The sequence below is a fragment of the Kutzneria buriramensis genome (genome assembly GCF_003387475.1).
GTDB classification, from domain to species: Bacteria; Actinomycetota; Actinomycetes; order Mycobacteriales; family Pseudonocardiaceae; genus Kutzneria; species Kutzneria buriramensis.
In genome coordinates this window covers 193833-210869 of record NZ_QUNO01000008.1, presented here as the reverse complement: position 1 = coordinate 210869, position 17037 = coordinate 193833, and the positions used below count along the sequence as shown (strand labels likewise).

General features: G+C 70.6%; 17 protein-coding genes. 3 read left to right on the top strand and 14 right to left on the bottom strand.

The window, feature by feature from the left end:
- Window positions 1-105: 105 nt before the first annotated feature.
- Both BCF44_RS24310 and BCF44_RS24305 read right to left on the bottom strand, forming a co-directional pair.
- The gene (locus BCF44_RS24310; protein ID WP_116176665.1) at window positions 106-561 is read right to left on the bottom strand and encodes a PTS sugar transporter subunit IIA; all 456 of its coding nucleotides are present in this window, start codon (window positions 559-561) and stop codon (window positions 106-108) included.
- 73 nt (window positions 562-634) lie between these two features.
- Window positions 635-871, bottom strand: coding sequence for a PTS sugar transporter subunit IIB (locus tag BCF44_RS24305; protein WP_116176664.1), 237 nt, complete (start codon window positions 869-871; stop codon window positions 635-637).
- A 224-nt stretch (window positions 872-1095) separates the two neighbouring features.
- On the opposite strand from BCF44_RS24305, the gene BCF44_RS24300 reads away from it, so the two are divergent.
- From BCF44_RS24300 to BCF44_RS24290, 3 genes are read left to right on the top strand one after another with little or no spacing between them, the layout of a single operon-like run.
- Window positions 1096-1887, top strand: a complete 792-nt coding sequence (locus BCF44_RS24300) for a GntR family transcriptional regulator (RefSeq protein WP_116176663.1) — start codon at window positions 1096-1098, stop codon at window positions 1885-1887.
- On the top strand, window positions 1884-3164 hold the full coding sequence (locus BCF44_RS24295) for a PTS transporter subunit EIIC (protein WP_116176662.1): 1281 nt from the start codon (window positions 1884-1886) through the stop codon (window positions 3162-3164). Before BCF44_RS24300 ends, BCF44_RS24295 begins: the two co-directional genes overlap by 4 nt.
- A gap of 46 nt (window positions 3165-3210) precedes the next feature.
- Window positions 3211-3474, top strand: a complete 264-nt coding sequence (locus tag BCF44_RS24290) for an HPr family phosphocarrier protein (protein WP_116176661.1) — start codon at window positions 3211-3213, stop codon at window positions 3472-3474.
- A 269-nt stretch (window positions 3475-3743) separates the two neighbouring features.
- Here the strand turns inward: BCF44_RS24290 and BCF44_RS24285 are convergent, their stop codons facing one another.
- The 12 genes from BCF44_RS24285 to BCF44_RS24230 all read right to left on the bottom strand — a co-directional run bounded on the left by BCF44_RS24285 (window position 3744) and on the right by BCF44_RS24230 (window position 16972).
- The gene (locus tag BCF44_RS24285; RefSeq protein WP_116176660.1) at window positions 3744-5117 is read right to left on the bottom strand and encodes a glycoside hydrolase family 18 protein; all 1374 of its coding nucleotides are present in this window, start codon (window positions 5115-5117) and stop codon (window positions 3744-3746) included.
- A gap of 234 nt (window positions 5118-5351) precedes the next feature.
- The gene (locus BCF44_RS24280) at window positions 5352-6197 is read right to left on the bottom strand and encodes a shikimate dehydrogenase (protein ID WP_116176659.1); all 846 of its coding nucleotides are present in this window, start codon (window positions 6195-6197) and stop codon (window positions 5352-5354) included.
- Window positions 6198-6199: 2 nt separating this feature from the next.
- Window positions 6200-7420: an endolytic transglycosylase MltG gene (locus BCF44_RS24275; protein WP_246015498.1), complete on the bottom strand. Its 1221-nt coding sequence runs from the start codon at window positions 7418-7420 to the stop codon at window positions 6200-6202.
- A complete protein-coding gene (ruvX, locus tag BCF44_RS24270; RefSeq protein WP_116176658.1) occupies window positions 7417-7902 on the bottom strand; it encodes a Holliday junction resolvase RuvX in 486 nt (161 codons plus the stop codon). The genes BCF44_RS24275 and ruvX overlap by 4 nt, the downstream gene beginning before the upstream one ends.
- Before the next feature lie 73 nt (window positions 7903-7975).
- Entirely contained in the window at window positions 7976-10636 is a 2661-nt protein-coding gene (alaS, locus tag BCF44_RS24265; protein WP_116176657.1) for an alanine--tRNA ligase, read from the bottom strand.
- A 55-nt stretch (window positions 10637-10691) separates the two neighbouring features.
- Window positions 10692-10970, bottom strand: a complete 279-nt coding sequence (locus BCF44_RS24260) for a hypothetical protein (protein WP_116176656.1) — start codon at window positions 10968-10970, stop codon at window positions 10692-10694.
- Complete coding sequence (locus tag BCF44_RS24255; RefSeq protein ID WP_116176655.1) at window positions 10970-11371, bottom strand: DUF948 domain-containing protein; 402 nt, start codon at window positions 11369-11371, stop codon at window positions 10970-10972. The genes BCF44_RS24260 and BCF44_RS24255 overlap by 1 nt, the downstream gene beginning before the upstream one ends.
- Before the next feature lie 232 nt (window positions 11372-11603).
- The gene (locus tag BCF44_RS24250; protein WP_246015496.1) at window positions 11604-12485 is read right to left on the bottom strand and encodes a ferredoxin family protein; all 882 of its coding nucleotides are present in this window, start codon (window positions 12483-12485) and stop codon (window positions 11604-11606) included.
- 61 nt (window positions 12486-12546) lie between these two features.
- The gene (locus tag BCF44_RS24245) at window positions 12547-13737 is read right to left on the bottom strand and encodes a cupin domain-containing protein (RefSeq protein ID WP_116176653.1); all 1191 of its coding nucleotides are present in this window, start codon (window positions 13735-13737) and stop codon (window positions 12547-12549) included.
- Between the two features lie 202 nt (window positions 13738-13939).
- The gene (locus BCF44_RS24240) at window positions 13940-14410 is read right to left on the bottom strand and encodes an AMIN-like domain-containing (lipo)protein (RefSeq protein WP_246015494.1); all 471 of its coding nucleotides are present in this window, start codon (window positions 14408-14410) and stop codon (window positions 13940-13942) included.
- 88 nt (window positions 14411-14498) lie between these two features.
- On the bottom strand, window positions 14499-15344 hold the full coding sequence (locus BCF44_RS24235) for a S41 family peptidase (RefSeq protein WP_116176651.1): 846 nt from the start codon (window positions 15342-15344) through the stop codon (window positions 14499-14501).
- Between the two features lie 44 nt (window positions 15345-15388).
- Window positions 15389-16972 carry a purple acid phosphatase family protein gene (locus tag BCF44_RS24230; protein ID WP_116176650.1) on the bottom strand — a complete coding sequence of 528 codons (1584 nt, stop codon included), beginning with the start codon at window positions 16970-16972 and terminating at the stop codon, window positions 15389-15391.
- Window positions 16973-17037: the final 65 nt, after the last annotated feature.

Here is a 17037-nt window from a genome sequence, read left to right as displayed (position 1 = left end):
GCACGTCGGCGGCCACTTTCGGGCCCATCCGCTGTGACCCAGGTCACATGTTTCGTCCACAAAGGACGGTGGCCCTCCCCTGGCGGCGGGAGGGCCGGGCCACCCTCAGCGCTGCCAGGTGAACAGCGCGTCGCCGGCCTCCACCGGACCGAACTCGCGGACGTCCACGAGGCTCTCGGCGGTGGCGTCCAGCGCCACCACCGGGCAGATCGGCGACTTGCCGCCCTCCTGTACGGCGGCCGGGTCCCAGCCGATCACCGGCTGACCCGCCCGGACCGCGTCGCCCTTGGCCACGTGCAGCGTGAAGCCCTCGCCCTGGAGCTTCACGGTGTCGATGCCCAGGTGCACCAGCACCGCCGCGCCCTCCGCGGTCGCGACCACGAACGCGTGCGGGTGCAGGGTGACGATCGTTCCGTCCACGGGGGACACCGCGTCACCGGCGGTCAACTCGGGGTGCACGGCCACGCCCGGACCGACCATCGCCTCGGCGAAGACCGGGTCCGGCACCTCGGTGATCGGCGCGAGAACACCCTTGACCGGGCTCAGAACCCGCGTGGTCATCGAGCCACCTCGCTGACGCTCGGAGCCTCGCCGACGCGGCTCTCTGTGCTGAATGGTTCGCTCGCAAGCTCGCTCACAACAGATCCTCGATGTCCGAGGCGATGGTGTCCGCCTCCGGGCCGACGATGATCTGGACCACCGAACCGGCGCGGATGACGCCGTGCGCGCCGATCGCCTTGAGCGCGGCCTCGTCCACCTTGGACCCGTCCTCCAGCTCGCAGCGCAGCCGCGTGATGCACGGCTCGATCTCGATGATGTTGTCAGGACCACCGATCGCGGCGAGGATCTTCGCCGCCCTGTCGTCTGCCATCTCGTCGCCTGCTCTCACTAGTCGGTTGTGGACGAGCCGTCCGCCAGTCGTACGCGAGTCGGCCGGATGGTGGCCGCCCGTGGCACGAGTTCGTAACGGCGGTTGACACCCGGTCGCCCGGCGGCGCACCCTCTCCGCACCACTGGTCTAGACCGGAACGTACCAATGTTCGCGGCGAGGATCGACAGGTGGGGCCGAATCGAGACGAATCCAGGGGAGGTGCCATGGCCGTGTTCGAGGGCGCGTCGGGCACCCCGGACCGGATCGTCGACGGACCGAAGCCCAAGCACGCCCAGCTGCGGGAAATCCTGCGCAAGCTGGCCCAACAGGACCTCCCGCCCGGCTCGCCGATCCCGTCCGAGCGCGATCTCGCCGAACAGTACGGCGTGTCGCGTCTCACGGTCCGGGCGGCGGTCGGACAGCTCGTCGCGGAGGGACTTCTGGCCAGGGCGCGTGGCCGCGGCACGTTCACCGCGCAGCGCCGGATGGAGGCCCAGCTCTACCTGGAGTCCTTCACCGACGACATGCGGCGACGGGGACACGAGCCCGGCACCGAGGTCCTCTCACACTCCCGGGACGTGCCGCCGCCGGCCGCGGCGACCGCCCTGGGGCTGGAGCCGAACGAACCGGCGTACCGGCTGTTCCGGCTTCGCCGGGCCGACGGCACGCCGCTGGCGGTCGAACGCGGGTGGTACAACCCGCGCCGGCTGCCCGGCCTGCTCGACCTGGACCTCACCCGCTCGCTGTACACGCTGATGGCCGAGCACTTCGGTGTTCAGCTCAGCCACGGGCGGCAGACGGTCTGGGCCGAGGCGGCCGACCGCGACACCGCTCGACTGCTGGGGGTGCGCACCGGTTCGCCGGTGCTGGTGTTCCGACGGATCTCGACCGCCGACGGCGAGTCCATCGAGGACATGACGTCCTGGTACCGGGGCGACCTCTACCAGGTAACCATGCAATTGGACCGGGGCGACCCGGGTTCCGGTCCGCTTTCCGCCCACGGAGGAAACCGATGAGTGCCAGCGCCCCCACGGTGGCCGGCGGCAACAAGGGTCTGGCGGGGCTACAGCGCCTCGGCCGGAGCCTGATGCTGCCGATCGCCACGCTGCCCGCGGCCGGCCTGCTGCTGCGGCTCGGTCAGGACGACCTGCTCGGCAGTTTCAAGAACGACTTCATGCAGAAGGTCGCGGCGATCTTCACCGCGGCGGGCGGCGGCCTGTTCAACTACCTGCCGCTGCTGTTCGCGGTGGGCATCGCGGTCGGCTTCGCCCGCAAGGGCGACGGCTCCACCGCGGTCGCGGCCGTCGTCGGTTTCGTCGTGTTCACCCAGGTGATCCAGGTCTTCGCGCCGGTCGTGGCCAAGAAGGCGGGCGACCCGCCGATCGCGCCCGGCGGCTGGCCCTACGGCGTGCTCGCCGGCATCGTGGTCGGCATCGTGTCCGCCCTGATGTGGCAGCGCTTCTACCGCACGAAGCTCCCTCCGTACCTGGCCTTCTTCGGCGGCCGCCGGTTCGTGCCGATCATCAACTCGCTGGTGATGATCGTGCTGGGCATCATCTTCGGCCTGCTGTTCCCGCTGTTCAACGCGGGCCTCACCGCGTTCGGCAACTTCGTGTCGAACAACCCGGTCGTCGGCGGCGGCATCTACGGCGTGGTCAACCGGCTGCTCATCCCGTTCGGCCTGCACAACGTCGTCAACTCCGTGGTGTGGTTCCTGACCGGCCACTTCACCGGCGCCGACGGCAAGGAGTACACCGGCGACCTGACCCGGTTCTTCCACGGCGACCCGACCGCCGGCGGCTACATGACCGGCTTCTTCCCGATCTTCATGTTCGCCCTGCCCGCGGCCGCGCTGGCCATCTGGCAGACCGCGAAGCCGTCCCAGAAGAAGATCGTCGGCGGCATCATGATCTCCGCCGCGCTGACCGCGTTCCTGACCGGCATCACCGAGCCGATCGAGTTCTCGTTCATGTTCGTCGCGTGGCCGCTGTACCTCATCCACGCGGTGCTGACCGGCAGCTCGCTGGCCATCGTCAACGCTCTGGGCATCCACGACGGCTTCTCCTTCTCCGCCGGCGGTATCGACTTCGCACTGAACTGGGGCATCGCCCAGAAGCCCTGGTTGTTGCTCATCATCGGCGTCATCTACGGCGTCATCTACTACTTCGTGTTCCGCTTCGTCATCACCAAGTGGAACCTGCGCACGCCGGGTCGTGAGGACGACGCCGACGAGCAGCTGGAGGGCGGTGGCGCGGTCGCCGAGACCAAGCCCCGCAGCCGGGCGTCCGACTAGGACACTCATCTCCAGGGTCCGCCACACCGCTAGAGAGGAAAGACCGATGCCGGAACTTCGGGTCACCGTGGCCAGCAAGGTGGGATTGCACGCGCGGCCGGCCGCCCTGCTGGCCAAGGCGGCCGCCGGGCAGACCGTGTCCGTCGCCATCCGCAAGGAGGGCGGCGAGCAGGTCGACGCGGCCAGCGTCCTGGGCCTGATGACGCTGGGCGCGATGCACGGTGACGAGGTGATCCTCTCCGCCGAAGGCGCCGGCGCGGACGCCGCGCTCGCGGCGGTCGCCGAGGTCATCTCCACCGACCTCGACTGAGTTTTTGCCGCGCGTTCCGCGCGGGAGCGAGGCCGCCGCCAAGCCGGTTCCTTCCCTTGGCTCATGTCGATCGATGGGAAGACTCGATCGACATGAGCCCGCCGTCCAGGCACCGGCGCGGCCTCGCGGCTCTGCCCAGCACCAAAGGAAGTCCCCCGTCCGGCTTGTATCGGGCGGGGGACTTCCTTCGCCGGCGGCAGCTCTCACCGTCGAAAAGAGATCCCCGCTCGGCTGGTGCCGGGCGGGGATCTCCGTTGTGCCGTCCGTCCTCAGTGGAGCAACGGCGACAGCGCCGAGATGAGGGCGTGGTCGTTCGAGTCCTGGCTGATCTCCCACGCCATCGCGCCGCGCAGGCCGGCGGCCTTGATCAGCGCTGTGCGCTCGCCGATCGACTTCGGGTCGCTGTAGGCGATGACCGTCGGAACCGTTGCCGTGTAAGGCGTGGCACAGGTGCCGTCGGCGTTGAACGCGCCGCACAGGTTGTGCGCGCCGGCGGGGTTGAACAGCCACGGCTCACCGGCCTGGGCGTCCCAGTTCCGGGTGTAGCCGTTGGCCCCCACGATGTTCGCCGTGTCGACGAGGTCGTGGTAGGTCGGCTGCGGCTTGGTGTCCCAGGCCAGGCTGTTGGGGTCCTGGCCGCTGTTGTCCGACTTCGCGTACAGCGTGCCGGCCCGCAGATATTCGTTGCCGTAGAACGGAACGCCGACGACGATCTTGTTCGCCGGCACGCCCTTGGCCAGGTAGTACACGACGGTGCCGACCGTGTTCCAGGTCGGGTCCTTCGCGTTCGGGTCGCGGGAGTCCCGGGTGAACAGCGTGTCCGGGCCGGCGATGTTGCCGCCGGGCACGTTGTAGTCGTACGTCATGACGTTGACCCAGCTCATCGGCTGGATCGCGGCCGGCAGCTCCCAGTACTGGCCGGCCGTGGCGGTGGCCGGCAGCGCCGCGGTCAGCAGGTGGTCCGGGCCGAGCTGGCGGCGGAGCTCCTGCATCAGCAGCGTGGCGTTGTGCCTGTCGGCGGGGCCGTAGTCGACGTTGCCGCCGGCCAGCTGGGTCGGGTACTCCCAGTCGATGTCGATGCCGTCGAACACGCCCTTGGCCGCACCCGGGGCCAGGCCCGGGATGTCGCCGTTGATGAACGTGTCCACACAGGACTTCACGAAGTCCTGGCGGCGCTGGGCGGTCGCGGCCACGTCGGCGAACCACGTCGACTTGGTCCAGCCGCCGATGGAGATCTCGACCTTCAGGCCGGGGTGCGCCTTCTTCAGCTTGAGCAGCTGGTTGAAGTTGCCGAACAGCGGCTGCCCGGCGACGTCGGCGACGCCGTCCACCGAGGTGGCCGCGTCGATCGGCCGCTGGTAGTCGGCCCACGGGTCAAGCACGCTGCACCCGACAGCGCCGGTGGCCTTGTCGAAGGTCGGCGCGGCGAACGCGTACTGGATGACGTTGAGCTTGTCGGCCGGGATGTCCTTGACGTTGTAACCGCGTCCGTAGACGTCCCAGTCGGCGAAGTAGGCCGACACGACGCGGCCGTCGTCGTGTCGGTAGCTCGGGGTCGCGGCCGTCGCCGGAACCGCCAGCAACGGGCCGGCCAACGCGATGACGGCCGCCGCGATGGCGACCCGGCCTCTGGTGCGGGGCATGCGCAGCTCCCTGTGTGGTCTACACCAATTGGTGGCCACACCCTCCGCCCGGCGATCACCGGTGTCAAGAGGCCGTATGGGCCGGAAGCCAACCGTCCCAAGGGAGTTGCCCGCATTACTGGCATTGTGGTCACTACCCGCGACCGACGTGTGACAGCCCGCGTCTGCCTGAGACCTACATTCGCTGTGTCTGAGAGCGCGACTCGCGGGGGTTTTCTAGACGGGCCGGGGGTTTTAGACGGGTAACGGTAATTCGGTGGCGGTGGCGTCGCGCAGGGCGGTGCGCATGGCTTCGCGAGGGGCGTCCTGGCCGGTGAACCAGCGGACCTGGGCGAAGGCCTGGTGCAGCAGCATGTCCAGGCCGGTGACGACGCGCGTGCCGCGCTCCTGCGCCGCCTGGGCCAACGGCGTGGGCCACGGGTGATAGATGACGTCGAAGACGCAGCCGGCCCGGACGATGTCGGCCACCGCCGACTCGATCGCCGCCGGCGGCACGGTGCTCACCACCAGGTCCGCTCCCCCGCACAGCGCGGCGAAGTCCGCCTCGTCCCACCGGACCAGGTCCACCTGGACGCCGACGCGCCCGGCGCAGGCCAGCGCCTCGCCGGCCCGGGCCGGATCCCGCACGACGATCGTCGCCGACGGGATCGCCAGCTCCTCCAACGCGGTCAGCGCGGCGGTCGCGGTGCCGCCGGCCCCGAGCACCACCGCCCGGCCGCCGGACGGCACACCGCCGGCGGCGTTCAGCGACCCGACCACGCCCTGCACGTCGGTGCAGTCGGCGAGCCAGCCGCCCTCCGGCCGCGGCACGAGCGTGTTGGCGGCCCCCACGAGCTCGGCGACCCGGGTGACCTCCGACGCGTACGCCAGCGCCGCGCGCTTGCCCGGCATCGTCACGGCGAGCCCGGCCCACTCCGGCCCCAGGTCGTCCACCAGCGCCGGCAGCTCGTCGGCCTCGCACCTGATCCGGTCGAACGTCCAGTCCGCGAGCCCCAGCTCGCGGTAGGCGGCGCCGTGCAGGACCGGGGACAGCGAATGCTCGATCGGCGACCCGAGGACCGCCGCCCGCCGCGAACCCATCTCTAGAACACTCCCGCCGCGTGTGCCTTGGCAACGTTGGCGTCCTGGTCGGCCTGGGTCACGCCGAAGCAGGAGTTGCCGTCCTTGTCGCATTTGACGAAGAACAGCCAGGGGCCGTCGGCCGGCTTGACCGCGGCGGTCAGCGCTTCCTGGCTGGGTGACGAGATCGGCGTGGGCATCAGGCCGGTGTTGAGATACGTGTTGTACGGCCCCGGCTTGGCCCGGTCGGCGTCGGACGTGGCCAGCAGCGGCTGGTCGAGCACGTAGTTGATGGTCGAGTCGTCGCCCATCGGGATGCCCCGGGCCAGCCGGTTGTAGATCACCCGCGACACCTTGGCGAAGTCGGACGTGATCGCCTCGCGCTCGATCAGCGACGCGGCCACCAGCACCTGGTACGGCGTCAGGCCGGTGTCCTGCGAGGTCTGCGGCAGCGTGCTCAGCTTGGCCGCGGACTGCGACAGCACCGACTTCAGCAGCGTCGTCGCGTCGGTGCCCGGCCGCACGTCGTACACGCCGGAGATGATCAGGCCTTCCAGCCGATTCGCCGGGAGAGCCTTCTGCACCGACGGCACCGCCCAGTCCGGAATGCCGAGCTTGGTCGGGTCGGCGGTCTGCGCCGCCTTGTGCAGGTCGTTCGCGGACACGCAGCTCTTGGTGCCGTTCAGCGTCACGCAGCTGGCCGCGGCCAGCTGCGACAGGATCCCGGGCTTGGTCGTGTTGTCCGGGTTCTTGGTGTCGTCGAGCTGGGTGCCGGCCTTGATCTGCACATTGCCGACGCGGCTGGCCGGCGCGACCAGCCGGGTCACCGCCGCGTCACCGGACATGTGCGTCTTCATCACGTAGTAGCCGGGCTGCACGTTGCCGACCTCGGCGTTGCCGGCCGAGGCGTTCAGAAACGCCCGCACCGTGCGGATCACGTCCATCGACAGCAGCGTGTCGGCGATGTCCCGGGTGGTGGCGCCGTTGTCGACCTGGACGAGCACGTCCTGGTCGCCGTCGCCGGAGTAGTTGCCGTACGCGCCGATGCCGAGGTACGAGCCGGCCCCGTAGTACGCGCCCCAGCCGCCGCCGATCAGCACCACCAGCACGATCGCCAGCAGCACCAGCTTGCGGCGCGGCTTGCGCTTCTTGCGCGAACCGGTCTCCTCGTCGCCTTCGAACAGGTCGAAGTCGTCACCGTCCTCGGCGACCTCGCTGGAGACCTCGTCGTTCACGTCGTTCACGGCCTGCCCTCCCTGGCGAGTGCGGCGGCCCGCGCGTCCAGCCACGCCTGGAGGATCTCCACGGCGGCGGCCTGGTCGACGACGGCGCGCTGCCGCCGACCGCGCACGCCGGCGTCGGCGAGCACCCTGGTCGCGGTGACCGTCGTCAGCCTCTCATCCGCAAGACGCACCGGCATGTCGAGGCGTTCAGCCAGCTGCGCGGCGAACTCGGTGGCGATCTCGGCGGCGGTGCCGTGCCTGCCGGCCAGCGTGCGCGGCAGTCCGACGACGACCTCCACCACCTCGTGCTCGCCGGCCAGCCCTGCCAGCGCCTCCACGCTGCCCTCGCGCGGCAGCGTGACCAGCGGCGACGCCAGCATCGGCGACGGATCGCTCAGCGCGACACCGACCCGTACCGACCCGACGTCGACGCCTAGACGGCGGCCCGGCCCCGGGGAGAACTCGGGGCCGGACCGCCGCGCCTTGTCCTTGCTACGAGCCACGGGCACTCCTCGCTAGGCGCTCGTCGGCCCGCGGCAGAGGCCGCAGTGCTTGAAGGTGAGCTCGCAAGCTCGCTCACTTCCGGATCTCGGCCCGCAGGGCGGCGATGGCGTCCGGGATGCCGCCCGGCTGGGTGCCACCGCCCTGGGCGAGGTCCGGCTTGCCGCCGCCGCGGCCGCCGATGGCCGGACCGAACACCGGCACCAGCTTGCCGGCGGCCAGGCCCTTGTCGCGGCCGGCGGCCGTGGTGGCGACCACGAAGCTGACCTTGTCGTCGGCGGCCGAGAACAGGGCCACCACGCCCGGCTTGTCGCCGAGGCGGCCGCGCACGTCCACGGCCAGGGCGCGCAGGTCGTTGCCGGAGACGCCGTCGGGAGCGGCGGCGGCCACCAGGAACGTGCCGCCCAGGTTCTCGGCGCCGTCGGCCAGGGCGCCGGCCGAGGACAGCAGCTGGGCGCCGCGCAGGCGCTCCAGCTCCTTCTCGGCGGCGCGCAGCCGCTCCACGGTCTGCCCGATGCGCTCGGGCAGCTCCTCGGGACGGGCCTTGAACTGCTCGGCCAGCTGCGACACCAGCACGTGCTCGCGGGCCAGGAAGCGGTAGGCGTCCAGGCCGACCAGGGCCTCCACGCGCCGCACGCCGGAGCCGATGGAGGCCTCCGACAGCAGCTTGATCACGCCGATCTCGCCGGAGCGGCCGACGTGCGTGCCGCCGCACAGCTCCTTGGAGTAGTCGCCGATGGTGACCACCCGGACCTGGTCGCCGTACTTCTCGCCGAACAGGGCCATGGCGCCGGACTTGCGGGCGGCGTCCATGGTCATGATCTCGGCCTGCACGTCGTAGTCGTGCAGCAGCACGTCGTTGACCTCGTCCTCGACGTCGGCGAGCACACTGGCCGGCACGGCCCCGCCCGGCGAGGTGAAGTCGAAGCGCAGCCGGCCCGGGGCGTTGAGCGAACCGGCCTGGGCGGCCGTCTCGCCGATGGCCTTGCGAACGCCGGCGTGCACCAGGTGGGTGGCCGAGTGCGAGCGAGCGATGGCGGTGCGCCGCGAGACGTCCACGTCGGCCTGCACGGCGGCGTCGAGCAGGATCTCGCCGGAGACGACCTTGCCGCGGTGCACGGTCAGGCCCGGCACCGGCGACTGCACGTCGTGCACCTCGACCACGGCGCCGTCGGTGACGATCCGGCCGGAGTCGGCCTGCTGGCCGCCGCCCTCGGCGTAGAACGGGGTGCGGTCCAGCACGACCTCGACCTCGGCGCCGGCCGGAGCGGCCGGCACGGCCACGCCGCCGACGAGCAGGCCGACCACGCGGGCCTCGCTGCCCAGCTGGTCGTAGCCGAGGAAGTCGGTGCGCCCGTGGTCCTCCAGCACGGCCCGGTAGGCCGAGGCGTCGCCGTGGCCGGTCTTGCGGGCGGCGGCGTCGGCCTTGGCGCGCTGCCGCTGCTCGGTCATGAGCCGGCGGAAGCCCTCCTCGTCGACCTTCAGGCCCTGCTCGGCGGCCATCTCCAGGGTCAGGTCGATCGGGAAGCCGTACGTGTCGTGCAGCTGGAAGGCCCTGTCGCCGGACAGCGTGGTGCCGCCGGCCGACCGGGTCTCGTCGGCGGCCGTCTCGAACATCTTCGAGCCGGTGGTCAGCGTGGCGAGGAAGGCGTCCTCCTCGGCCCGGACCACGGCGTCGACCCGCTCGAAGCTGGCCACCAGGTCGGGGTAGGACTCGCCCATCTCGTCCCGCACGACGGCGGCGAAGGTGCCCAGCACCGGCTCGGTGATGCCGAGCAGGCGGGAGGAGCGCACGATCCGGCGCAGCAGGCGGCGCAGCACGTAGCCGCGGCCCTCGTTGCCGGGGCTGACGCCGTCGTTGACGATCATCGTGCCGCTGCGGGCGTGGTCGGCGATGACGCGGAACCGGACGTCGTCGACCTCGTTGTCGCCGTAGCGCTTGCCGGACAGCTCCTCGGCCTTGGTGATGACGGCGCGGATCAGGTCCGTCTCGTAGACGTTCTCCACGTTCTGGAGCAGCATGGCCACCCGCTCGACGCCCATGCCGGTGTCGATGTTCTTGGCCGGCAGCTCGCCGATCGGCTTGTGCCCGTACTTGGGGCTCTGCTCGCCGCGGACGTCCTGCATGAAGACCAGGTTCCAGATCTCCAGGTACCGGTCCTCGTCGGCGACCGGGCCGCCGTCCTTGCCGTGCTCGGGGCCGCGGTCGTAGTAGATCTCCGAGCAGGGGCCGCCGGGGCCGGGAACGCCCATGTCCCAGTAGTTGTCCAGGCCGTCGCGGCGCTGGATGCGCTCGGCCGGCAGGCCGGCGATCTTCTCCCAGAGCTCGATGGCCTCGTCGTCGTCCTGGTAGACGGTGACCCAGATGCGGTTCGGGTCGAAGCCGTAGCCGCCCTCGTCCTGGGACTTGGTGATCAGCTCCCAGGCCAGCGTGATGGCGCCTTCCTTGAAGTAGTCGCCGAAGGAGAAGTTGCCGGCCATCTGGAAGAACGTGTTGTGCCGGGTGGTCTTGCCGACCTCGTCGATGTCCGGCGTGCGGACGACCTTCTGCACGCTGGTGGCGCGCTTGTACGGGGCCGGGGCCTCGCCGAGGAAGTACGGCTTGAACGGCACCATGCCGGCGTTGACGAACAGCAGCGTCGGGTCGTCGAGGATGAGCGAGGCACTGGGCACGACCGTGTGGCCGTTGCGCTCGAAGTGCTCGCGGAAGCGCTTGATGATCTCGTGGGTCTGCACGGCTCGAGTTCCTTGCGTGGTCAGGTGAAGGTGGGCGCGGTACGGCGAGCGGGAACTAGTTGCCGCCCGCCCTGCGCGCTCGCGCCTCGGCGCTACGCGAGTAGCTGTAGCCGGTCTTCTCCTGCACCTCGCGGGCCAGCTCGTCCTCGCGCTCGCTCATGCCGGCCCGCACATCGGCCCCGAAGGTGCCGATGGCGCCGGCCATCTCGCGCATGGCGTCGCCGAGGTTCTCGGCGACGCCGGCGGGGGTGGCCTTGAAGGTCATACCAGCGACTTTACGCGTCACCACGACGCCGGCGGCGACGCCGACGCCCAGCCAGAACAGCCGTCGCATCATCGCCTCCCGCGCCTGGGTCGCCGCTTGTCCTTGCCCGCCGCCTTGGCGCGGCGAGCCCTCACAGCTTTGCTGATCCCGTAGGAAAGCGCAGCCGCTTTCACCAGCGGGCCGCCCAGCGTGGCGGTGAACAGCGAGGTGAGCGCGGAGACGTTGCCGCTGACCGCGCGGGCGTTCGCGGTGATGCCGTCCACCCGCTCCAGCTGGGTGTTGACGTGGGTCAGCGTCGTGTTGGCCTCGACGAACAGCGGCTCGCTGTTCTCGTGCGCCTTGCGGATCGCCCTGGTCGCCTCGTCCAGCGTGCGGCCGAGCTTGACCAGCACGATCAGCAGCACGATCACCACCGCCAGCACGACGACGACGGCGGCCACCACCAGCGCGGTGATCCACTCCGGTGACACGGATCCTCCTAGCGGAACATGGGAAGAAGGTCACCTTATCGCCCGGCCGTTTGGCCACCCGCGCCGACTGTGCTTATCGCCGCGCGTTCCGCGCGGGGCTCGGCCGCTCGATCCGGCGCCTTCGCTTGCCGGATTTCGAACGCCGCATCGGCTCAGCAATGGGGCGCTTAAGTGGCGGCCTTCGAAATCCGCCAACCACTCCAGGCACCGGCGCGGCCTCGCGCAGTGCCGATCAAGCCGTCGCCAGCAGGCGTGGCGTGCTGGCGTGGAAGCCGGTGGGGGCGACGCGGCCGGCGCAGCGGCTGGAGCCGGTGTGCTCCGCCGACTCCCGACCGACCGTCACCTCGTAAACCCCGAACGGGCACCGAACTGTCACCGTACGGGTGTCGTCCTCGTTCAACCGCTCACCGGTGGCGACGGCGTCGTCCAGCCCGCGCAGGCCGGCGTGCCGGCGGACGGCGATCTCGGCGTACTGGGTCCACTGGGTGGGTGACGCGGTCCGGCCGCGCAGCTGCTCCAGCTGCACCTGGCCCTTCAGCGCGTCCTTGGCGACGAGCACGGCCTCGGCCGGGGTGAGCTGCCCGTGCAGGAAGCCGTCGGGCACGACGAGCAGGTTGCCGGCCCAGCGGTCGCCGCCGACGTGGCTGACCTCCCACGACAGTCCCGGATGGTTCTCCGCCAGCGCGGCCGCGACCGGCCGGCCCAGCACGGCGCAGCACATGTCCTTGGCGCCGTGGGTGCAGGCGAGGAACAGCGGCGAGGTGACGTTCTCGCCGTGGCCGGGCCGTCCCTCGACGACGGCGTCCAGGTCGATGTCGGCGAGCTCCGAGAGGTCGGAGACGAAGAGGCGCTCCAGCCAGCGGGCGCCCGGCACCCCGCTGGCCACGAACACGGTTCGGGGTGCCCGCGCGGACCGCTGGTGCCGGCCCGGCGCGCGGATGAGCAGCGGACGCAGGCCACGGGCCCGCAGCTGCTCCATCCGCCCGGCCGGGAACGCCTCGTCCAGCACGGTCTCCAGCGCGTCGGCCGGCCACGGCCCGGGCTGCTCGATCAGCAGCCAGGACGTCATCAGGGCCGCGGTTCCGGCCGGGTTGCCGCCGAGAAGCCTGGTCACGAAGGCACAGCCCCGTGAAGCATCCTCGGAAGTTACCTTAGGCATACCTAATCTTACACAGCTAGCGCGGGGACAGCACCCCGTGCTTCACCAGTTCTCCGAGCAGCGCCCGGACGGTCTTCCGATCCAGCGTCGGCGCGGCCACCTCGACCAACGTCTTGATGGACAGCGGCTGCGCCGGCAGCAACGCGGTCAGGACGGGCTCCGCCGCGGCCGCGAAGACCAGGCGTTTCCCGGCCGCGGCCAGCGCGATCGTGCCGTCTCCAGGCTCCAGGACGGCCCTCGGCACGACCAGCAGCACCTCTTCCTCGTCGCCCTCCGGCAGCAGGCCGGGGGTCGCCGTGAACGGCAGGCCGAGCCGGCTGTGCGCGGGCGCCTGCGCGTCGCGGTCGGTGAGGAAGCGGTCCACCACGTCGTCGGTCAGCCGCGCGACGAGCTGCTCGCGGAGCTGTTTCGCGCGTGTCGCCCGGTCCTCGGCGGTCCCGAAGCGCGGCAGATCCTCGCGGAACAGCTGGTCCACGCGCAGCTGGTCGGCCAGCCACGCCACCAGGTCGACGCCGGTCGCCCGGTTGAAGCCGATGGTCAGATGCAGCGACTGCTCCCCCACCGCCGACACGTCGTGCCAGTGGCCGCGCGGCAGGTACAGCACGTCGCCGTCTTCCAGCATGAAGTCGTCGATCGGCTCGCCCTCGGGGCGCTGCGGCAGTTCGATGTCGCGCATCAGCGGGAACGGCCGGCTCACGCCGTGGATGCGCCAGCGCTTGCGGCCGGCGATCTGGATGATGAACGCGTCGTGGTCGTCCCAGTGCACGTCGAAGCCGTGCGTGGTGCCCCAGCCGGCGTACAGGTTGACCTGGATCTTCTCCCGCAGGTCGTGTTCCAGCGTCGCGGCCAGGTCGCCGACCGGCTCGAACATCTCCTGCACGGAGTCGAGCACCAGGGTCGCGCCGTCGCGCAGCTTCTCCGACAGCGGGGCGTTGAGCAGCCTCGGCACCTGCCCGTTGCGGCGGGTGTCCACCATCTCGGTGTAGGTGTGCACGGGCACCACCGCGCCGTCGTGGGCCAGCCGCAGGCGCGGGAAGTCCAGACGGTGCTGGCGCAGCGCGCGGTTGAGGTCCGTCCAGGGCAGCAGCCGCGCGAACCGGCCGGCCTGGCCGGCGAACCGGCGGTGCGTCCGGCCCTGCACCGAGGTGAAGAACTGGCTGACCTCGACCGGTGCGACGAGGTCAGCCAGGGTGGGAATGCCGGTCACTCAGTCGTTGCCGTCGTTGTCGGCAACGGCCCCGTTGGCCTTGCCGCGGTCGACCGCGGCGTCGATCTTCTCGACGCTGATCAGCAGGCCGCTTTCCTGGTCCATCGGAACCTCCTGGTTAGGGGACCCTGACTCGCCCACCGTACGTGCTGCCAACCGGCCCGGTCATCGGTCAAATGAGTGGTGCGGCGGTCACGCGGGGTCAGTGGTTCACGTCCACTACCAGGCGATTCGGCCCCGTGAGGGTGAACATGTGGACGGGCGCGCGGTGGCGCAGACCGAGGCCGACGGTGACCACGCCCTCGAAGTCGCCGATGAGCGCGACGGCGCGGACGTTGGCCAGCTGCGGCGTGGTGAACATCTGCGGGCCGGTGTAGGTGAGGTTGCCGTCGGCGTCGTGCGCGGCCGCGCCGGTCATCGTGACCTGGACGAACGCGTTGCCCGGCAGGGAAACCGGCATGCCGCTCGGGTCGCGGACGAGTTGCGCGACGTACTTGACGTTCTGGGTGGCCGGCAGGGCGGTCAGGTCGAACACGATGCGGTCGTAGCCGGGGTGGGCGCCGACGCGGATGTTGGTCAGCTCGGCGGTGGGCTGGGCGTTCGCCGACGGCACGAAGGCGAACAGGGCCAGCAGAGCGAGTAGGGCGGCGACGAGAGGTCTGTGTCTTTTCACGGTGACTCCCGACAAAGTGGGCAATCGATGGGGAGTGGACGTGACGATCTCGGGTCGCGTTGCCTGCTCGGGTAAAGACTTGGTGTCGTCACGGCGACGGTGTCGTCACGGCCTTGCGCGCCAGGTCGAGGGCGATGTCCAGGGCGTCGGCGGCCGGCGCCTCGATGTCCGGCGCGACGCCGACGGCCTCCCAGTTGGTGCCGGACTCGGGGTTGATCGAGCGCGCGTGTGGGACGGTGGCGTAGAGGTGCTCGGCGACCTCGTGCCAGTCCGTCGGGTGCGCGCCGCCGCGGGTGGTCTCGCCGATGACCGTCCCACGGCCGGTCTGCTGGAGGTTGTAGGCGAGCTCCTCGCCGCCGGAGAACGTCATGGCGCTGGTGAGCACCCAGACCGGCTTCTCGCCGCCGAAACGCCGGCCCGGCACGTACGGCGGGGTCCAGAACTGCACGGTCACGTCGTCCGGACGGAAGTAGATGTCGTTGACGTGCTTGGACTCGTCGAACAGGTAGGCGCACAGCAGCGACACCATCGCCGGGTCGCCGCCGCGGCAGCGGCGCAGGTCGATGATCAGCGCGTCGGTGTCGGCGAGCAGCGTCATCGCGGCGGCCGCGAAGTCGCCGTGCGTCCCGGCCTGGCGCAGCCGCGTGTTCTCGAGGTAGCCGATGTTGCCGTCGAGGATCTCGACCTTGTCGAAGCCGTGCTGCTTGGTGACCGCCGGCGGGGCCGGGATCTCGTACAGCAGGCGCAGGTGCTTGTCGCCGTTGACCGACTGGAGATCCTCGGTGACCGCCGCGGCGAACGCGGCGACGTCGGTGAGGTGCTCGTAGTCGTTGCGCCGCAACACTTCCGCCACCTTCTCGGCGACGTCGGGGAACACGTAGTTCTCGGTGATCAGCGGGATGACGGCGTCGATCAACTCACGGCGGGTGGTCATCCCGCCACGCTAGTCTCGCGGCGGGACGACCGTCGTCGTTTTCGCTACAGGTCCCCGATGTCGCCGCCGAGGTCGAGCCCGAGCCCGGCGCGCAGGCCGGTGTCGCGCTCGATCACGAAGCGGTCGATCTCCTGGCCGTGGTTGGTCACGCAGCGCACGGTGATCGTCGACCTGCCGCCGAAGAAGCCCGGCTTGACGTCCAGGGCGATGAAGGCGTAGCCGGTGTAGCGGACCCGGGACCAGGTGACGGTCTCGGTGACCTTCTGGCCGCCGGCCGTCCAGTAGTACGAGGGGACTTCGCGCTGCGACACCTCGTGGCCGGCGTAGCTGTCCGGCGCCGGGAAGGCGTACAGGCTGCGGCCGGCAGACCCGCAGGTCGCGTAGACGGTGCCGTCGCGCTCGGGCCGAACGGTCCCGCCGATCGGCACCTCGGTGCCGACCCTGCCGCCCCGGAGTGCGTCGCTGCGCTCGTAGACGTGGTTGTGGCCGTTGATCACCAGGTCGACCTTGTACCGGTCGAACAGCGGCACCCACTGCTCGCGGACGCCGCCCTCTGAGGCGTGGTTCTTCGTCGTGGAGTACGCGCAGTGGTGGAAGAAGACCACGACGAAGTCCACGTCCGGCTGGGATCGCAGGAAGGCCAGGCGGCGCTTGAGCCAGGCGGTCTGGCTGCCCTGGCTGTAGCCCAGGTTGTGCGGGATCTCGTGCGAGACGTCGTTGGCGTCCAAGGAGATCACGCCGACGTTGCCGTAGATGAAGGAGTACGTGGTCGGGCAGGAGGCCGGGCCGTTGCCGGGAAAGTCCCAGCGCGCGGTCTGGCCGCCGTAGCCGTGATCTCCGTACAGGGCTTCCATGTCGTGGTTGCCGGTGGCGACCATCCACGGCACCTTCGACGCGACCGGCTCGATCTGCGTCAGGTAGGCGTCCCAGACCTTCGGGTCGAAGGTGTCGTGCGTGGCGTCCGGCTTGCTGGCGATGGGGTTGCCGGCGCCGTTCGGGTCGGCGTAGGCGATGTCGCCGCCGAGCAGGTGGAACACCGGGTTCTGTTGCGCCACAACGCCGTTCTCCGCCAGCGCGTCCGTGCTGACGCCCTGGTCGCCGAACGCGGTGAAGGTGAACGGGCGGGTCGGCAGCCAGCGCGCCGGGGCGGTGCGGAAGGTGGACAGCGCGCCGCCCTCGTAACCCTCGTGGCCGACGGTGTAGTAGTAGCTCTGGCCGGGACGCAGCCCGCACAGCTCCGCGTGCAGGTAGTACTGGTCGTACGGCGCGATCACGCCGGGAACCTCGGAGTGCAGCGCCCTGACCTCGGCGGGAATGCGCTGCGACAGGTGCTTCGGGTCGGTGCCGACGCGCACGAACGGCTTGCGCACCGGGGCCGGCACCTGCCAGCCGACCCGCATCTCGGTGCGCGGGTTGCGGCCGAACGCCAGGTGGCGCGCGGTCGGCGTGACGCTGTCGCCCGCGGCGTAGGCGATGCCGGGCAGGAAGGTCGGGCCGGCCGCGACGGCGGCGCCGACCAGCAGGCCACCGCGCAGCACGCTGCGGCGGCTGCGAAGGTAGTCCTGCTGCTCGGCCATGGAAAGGCGGTTCGCCAGCGCCTCCGGCACTCCGGTTCTGGGGATCTCCATGGGCGCTCATGCTTGGTAACGCACATGTACAACAGGAGGCGACAAAGTGAACGAACAGGGGCAAT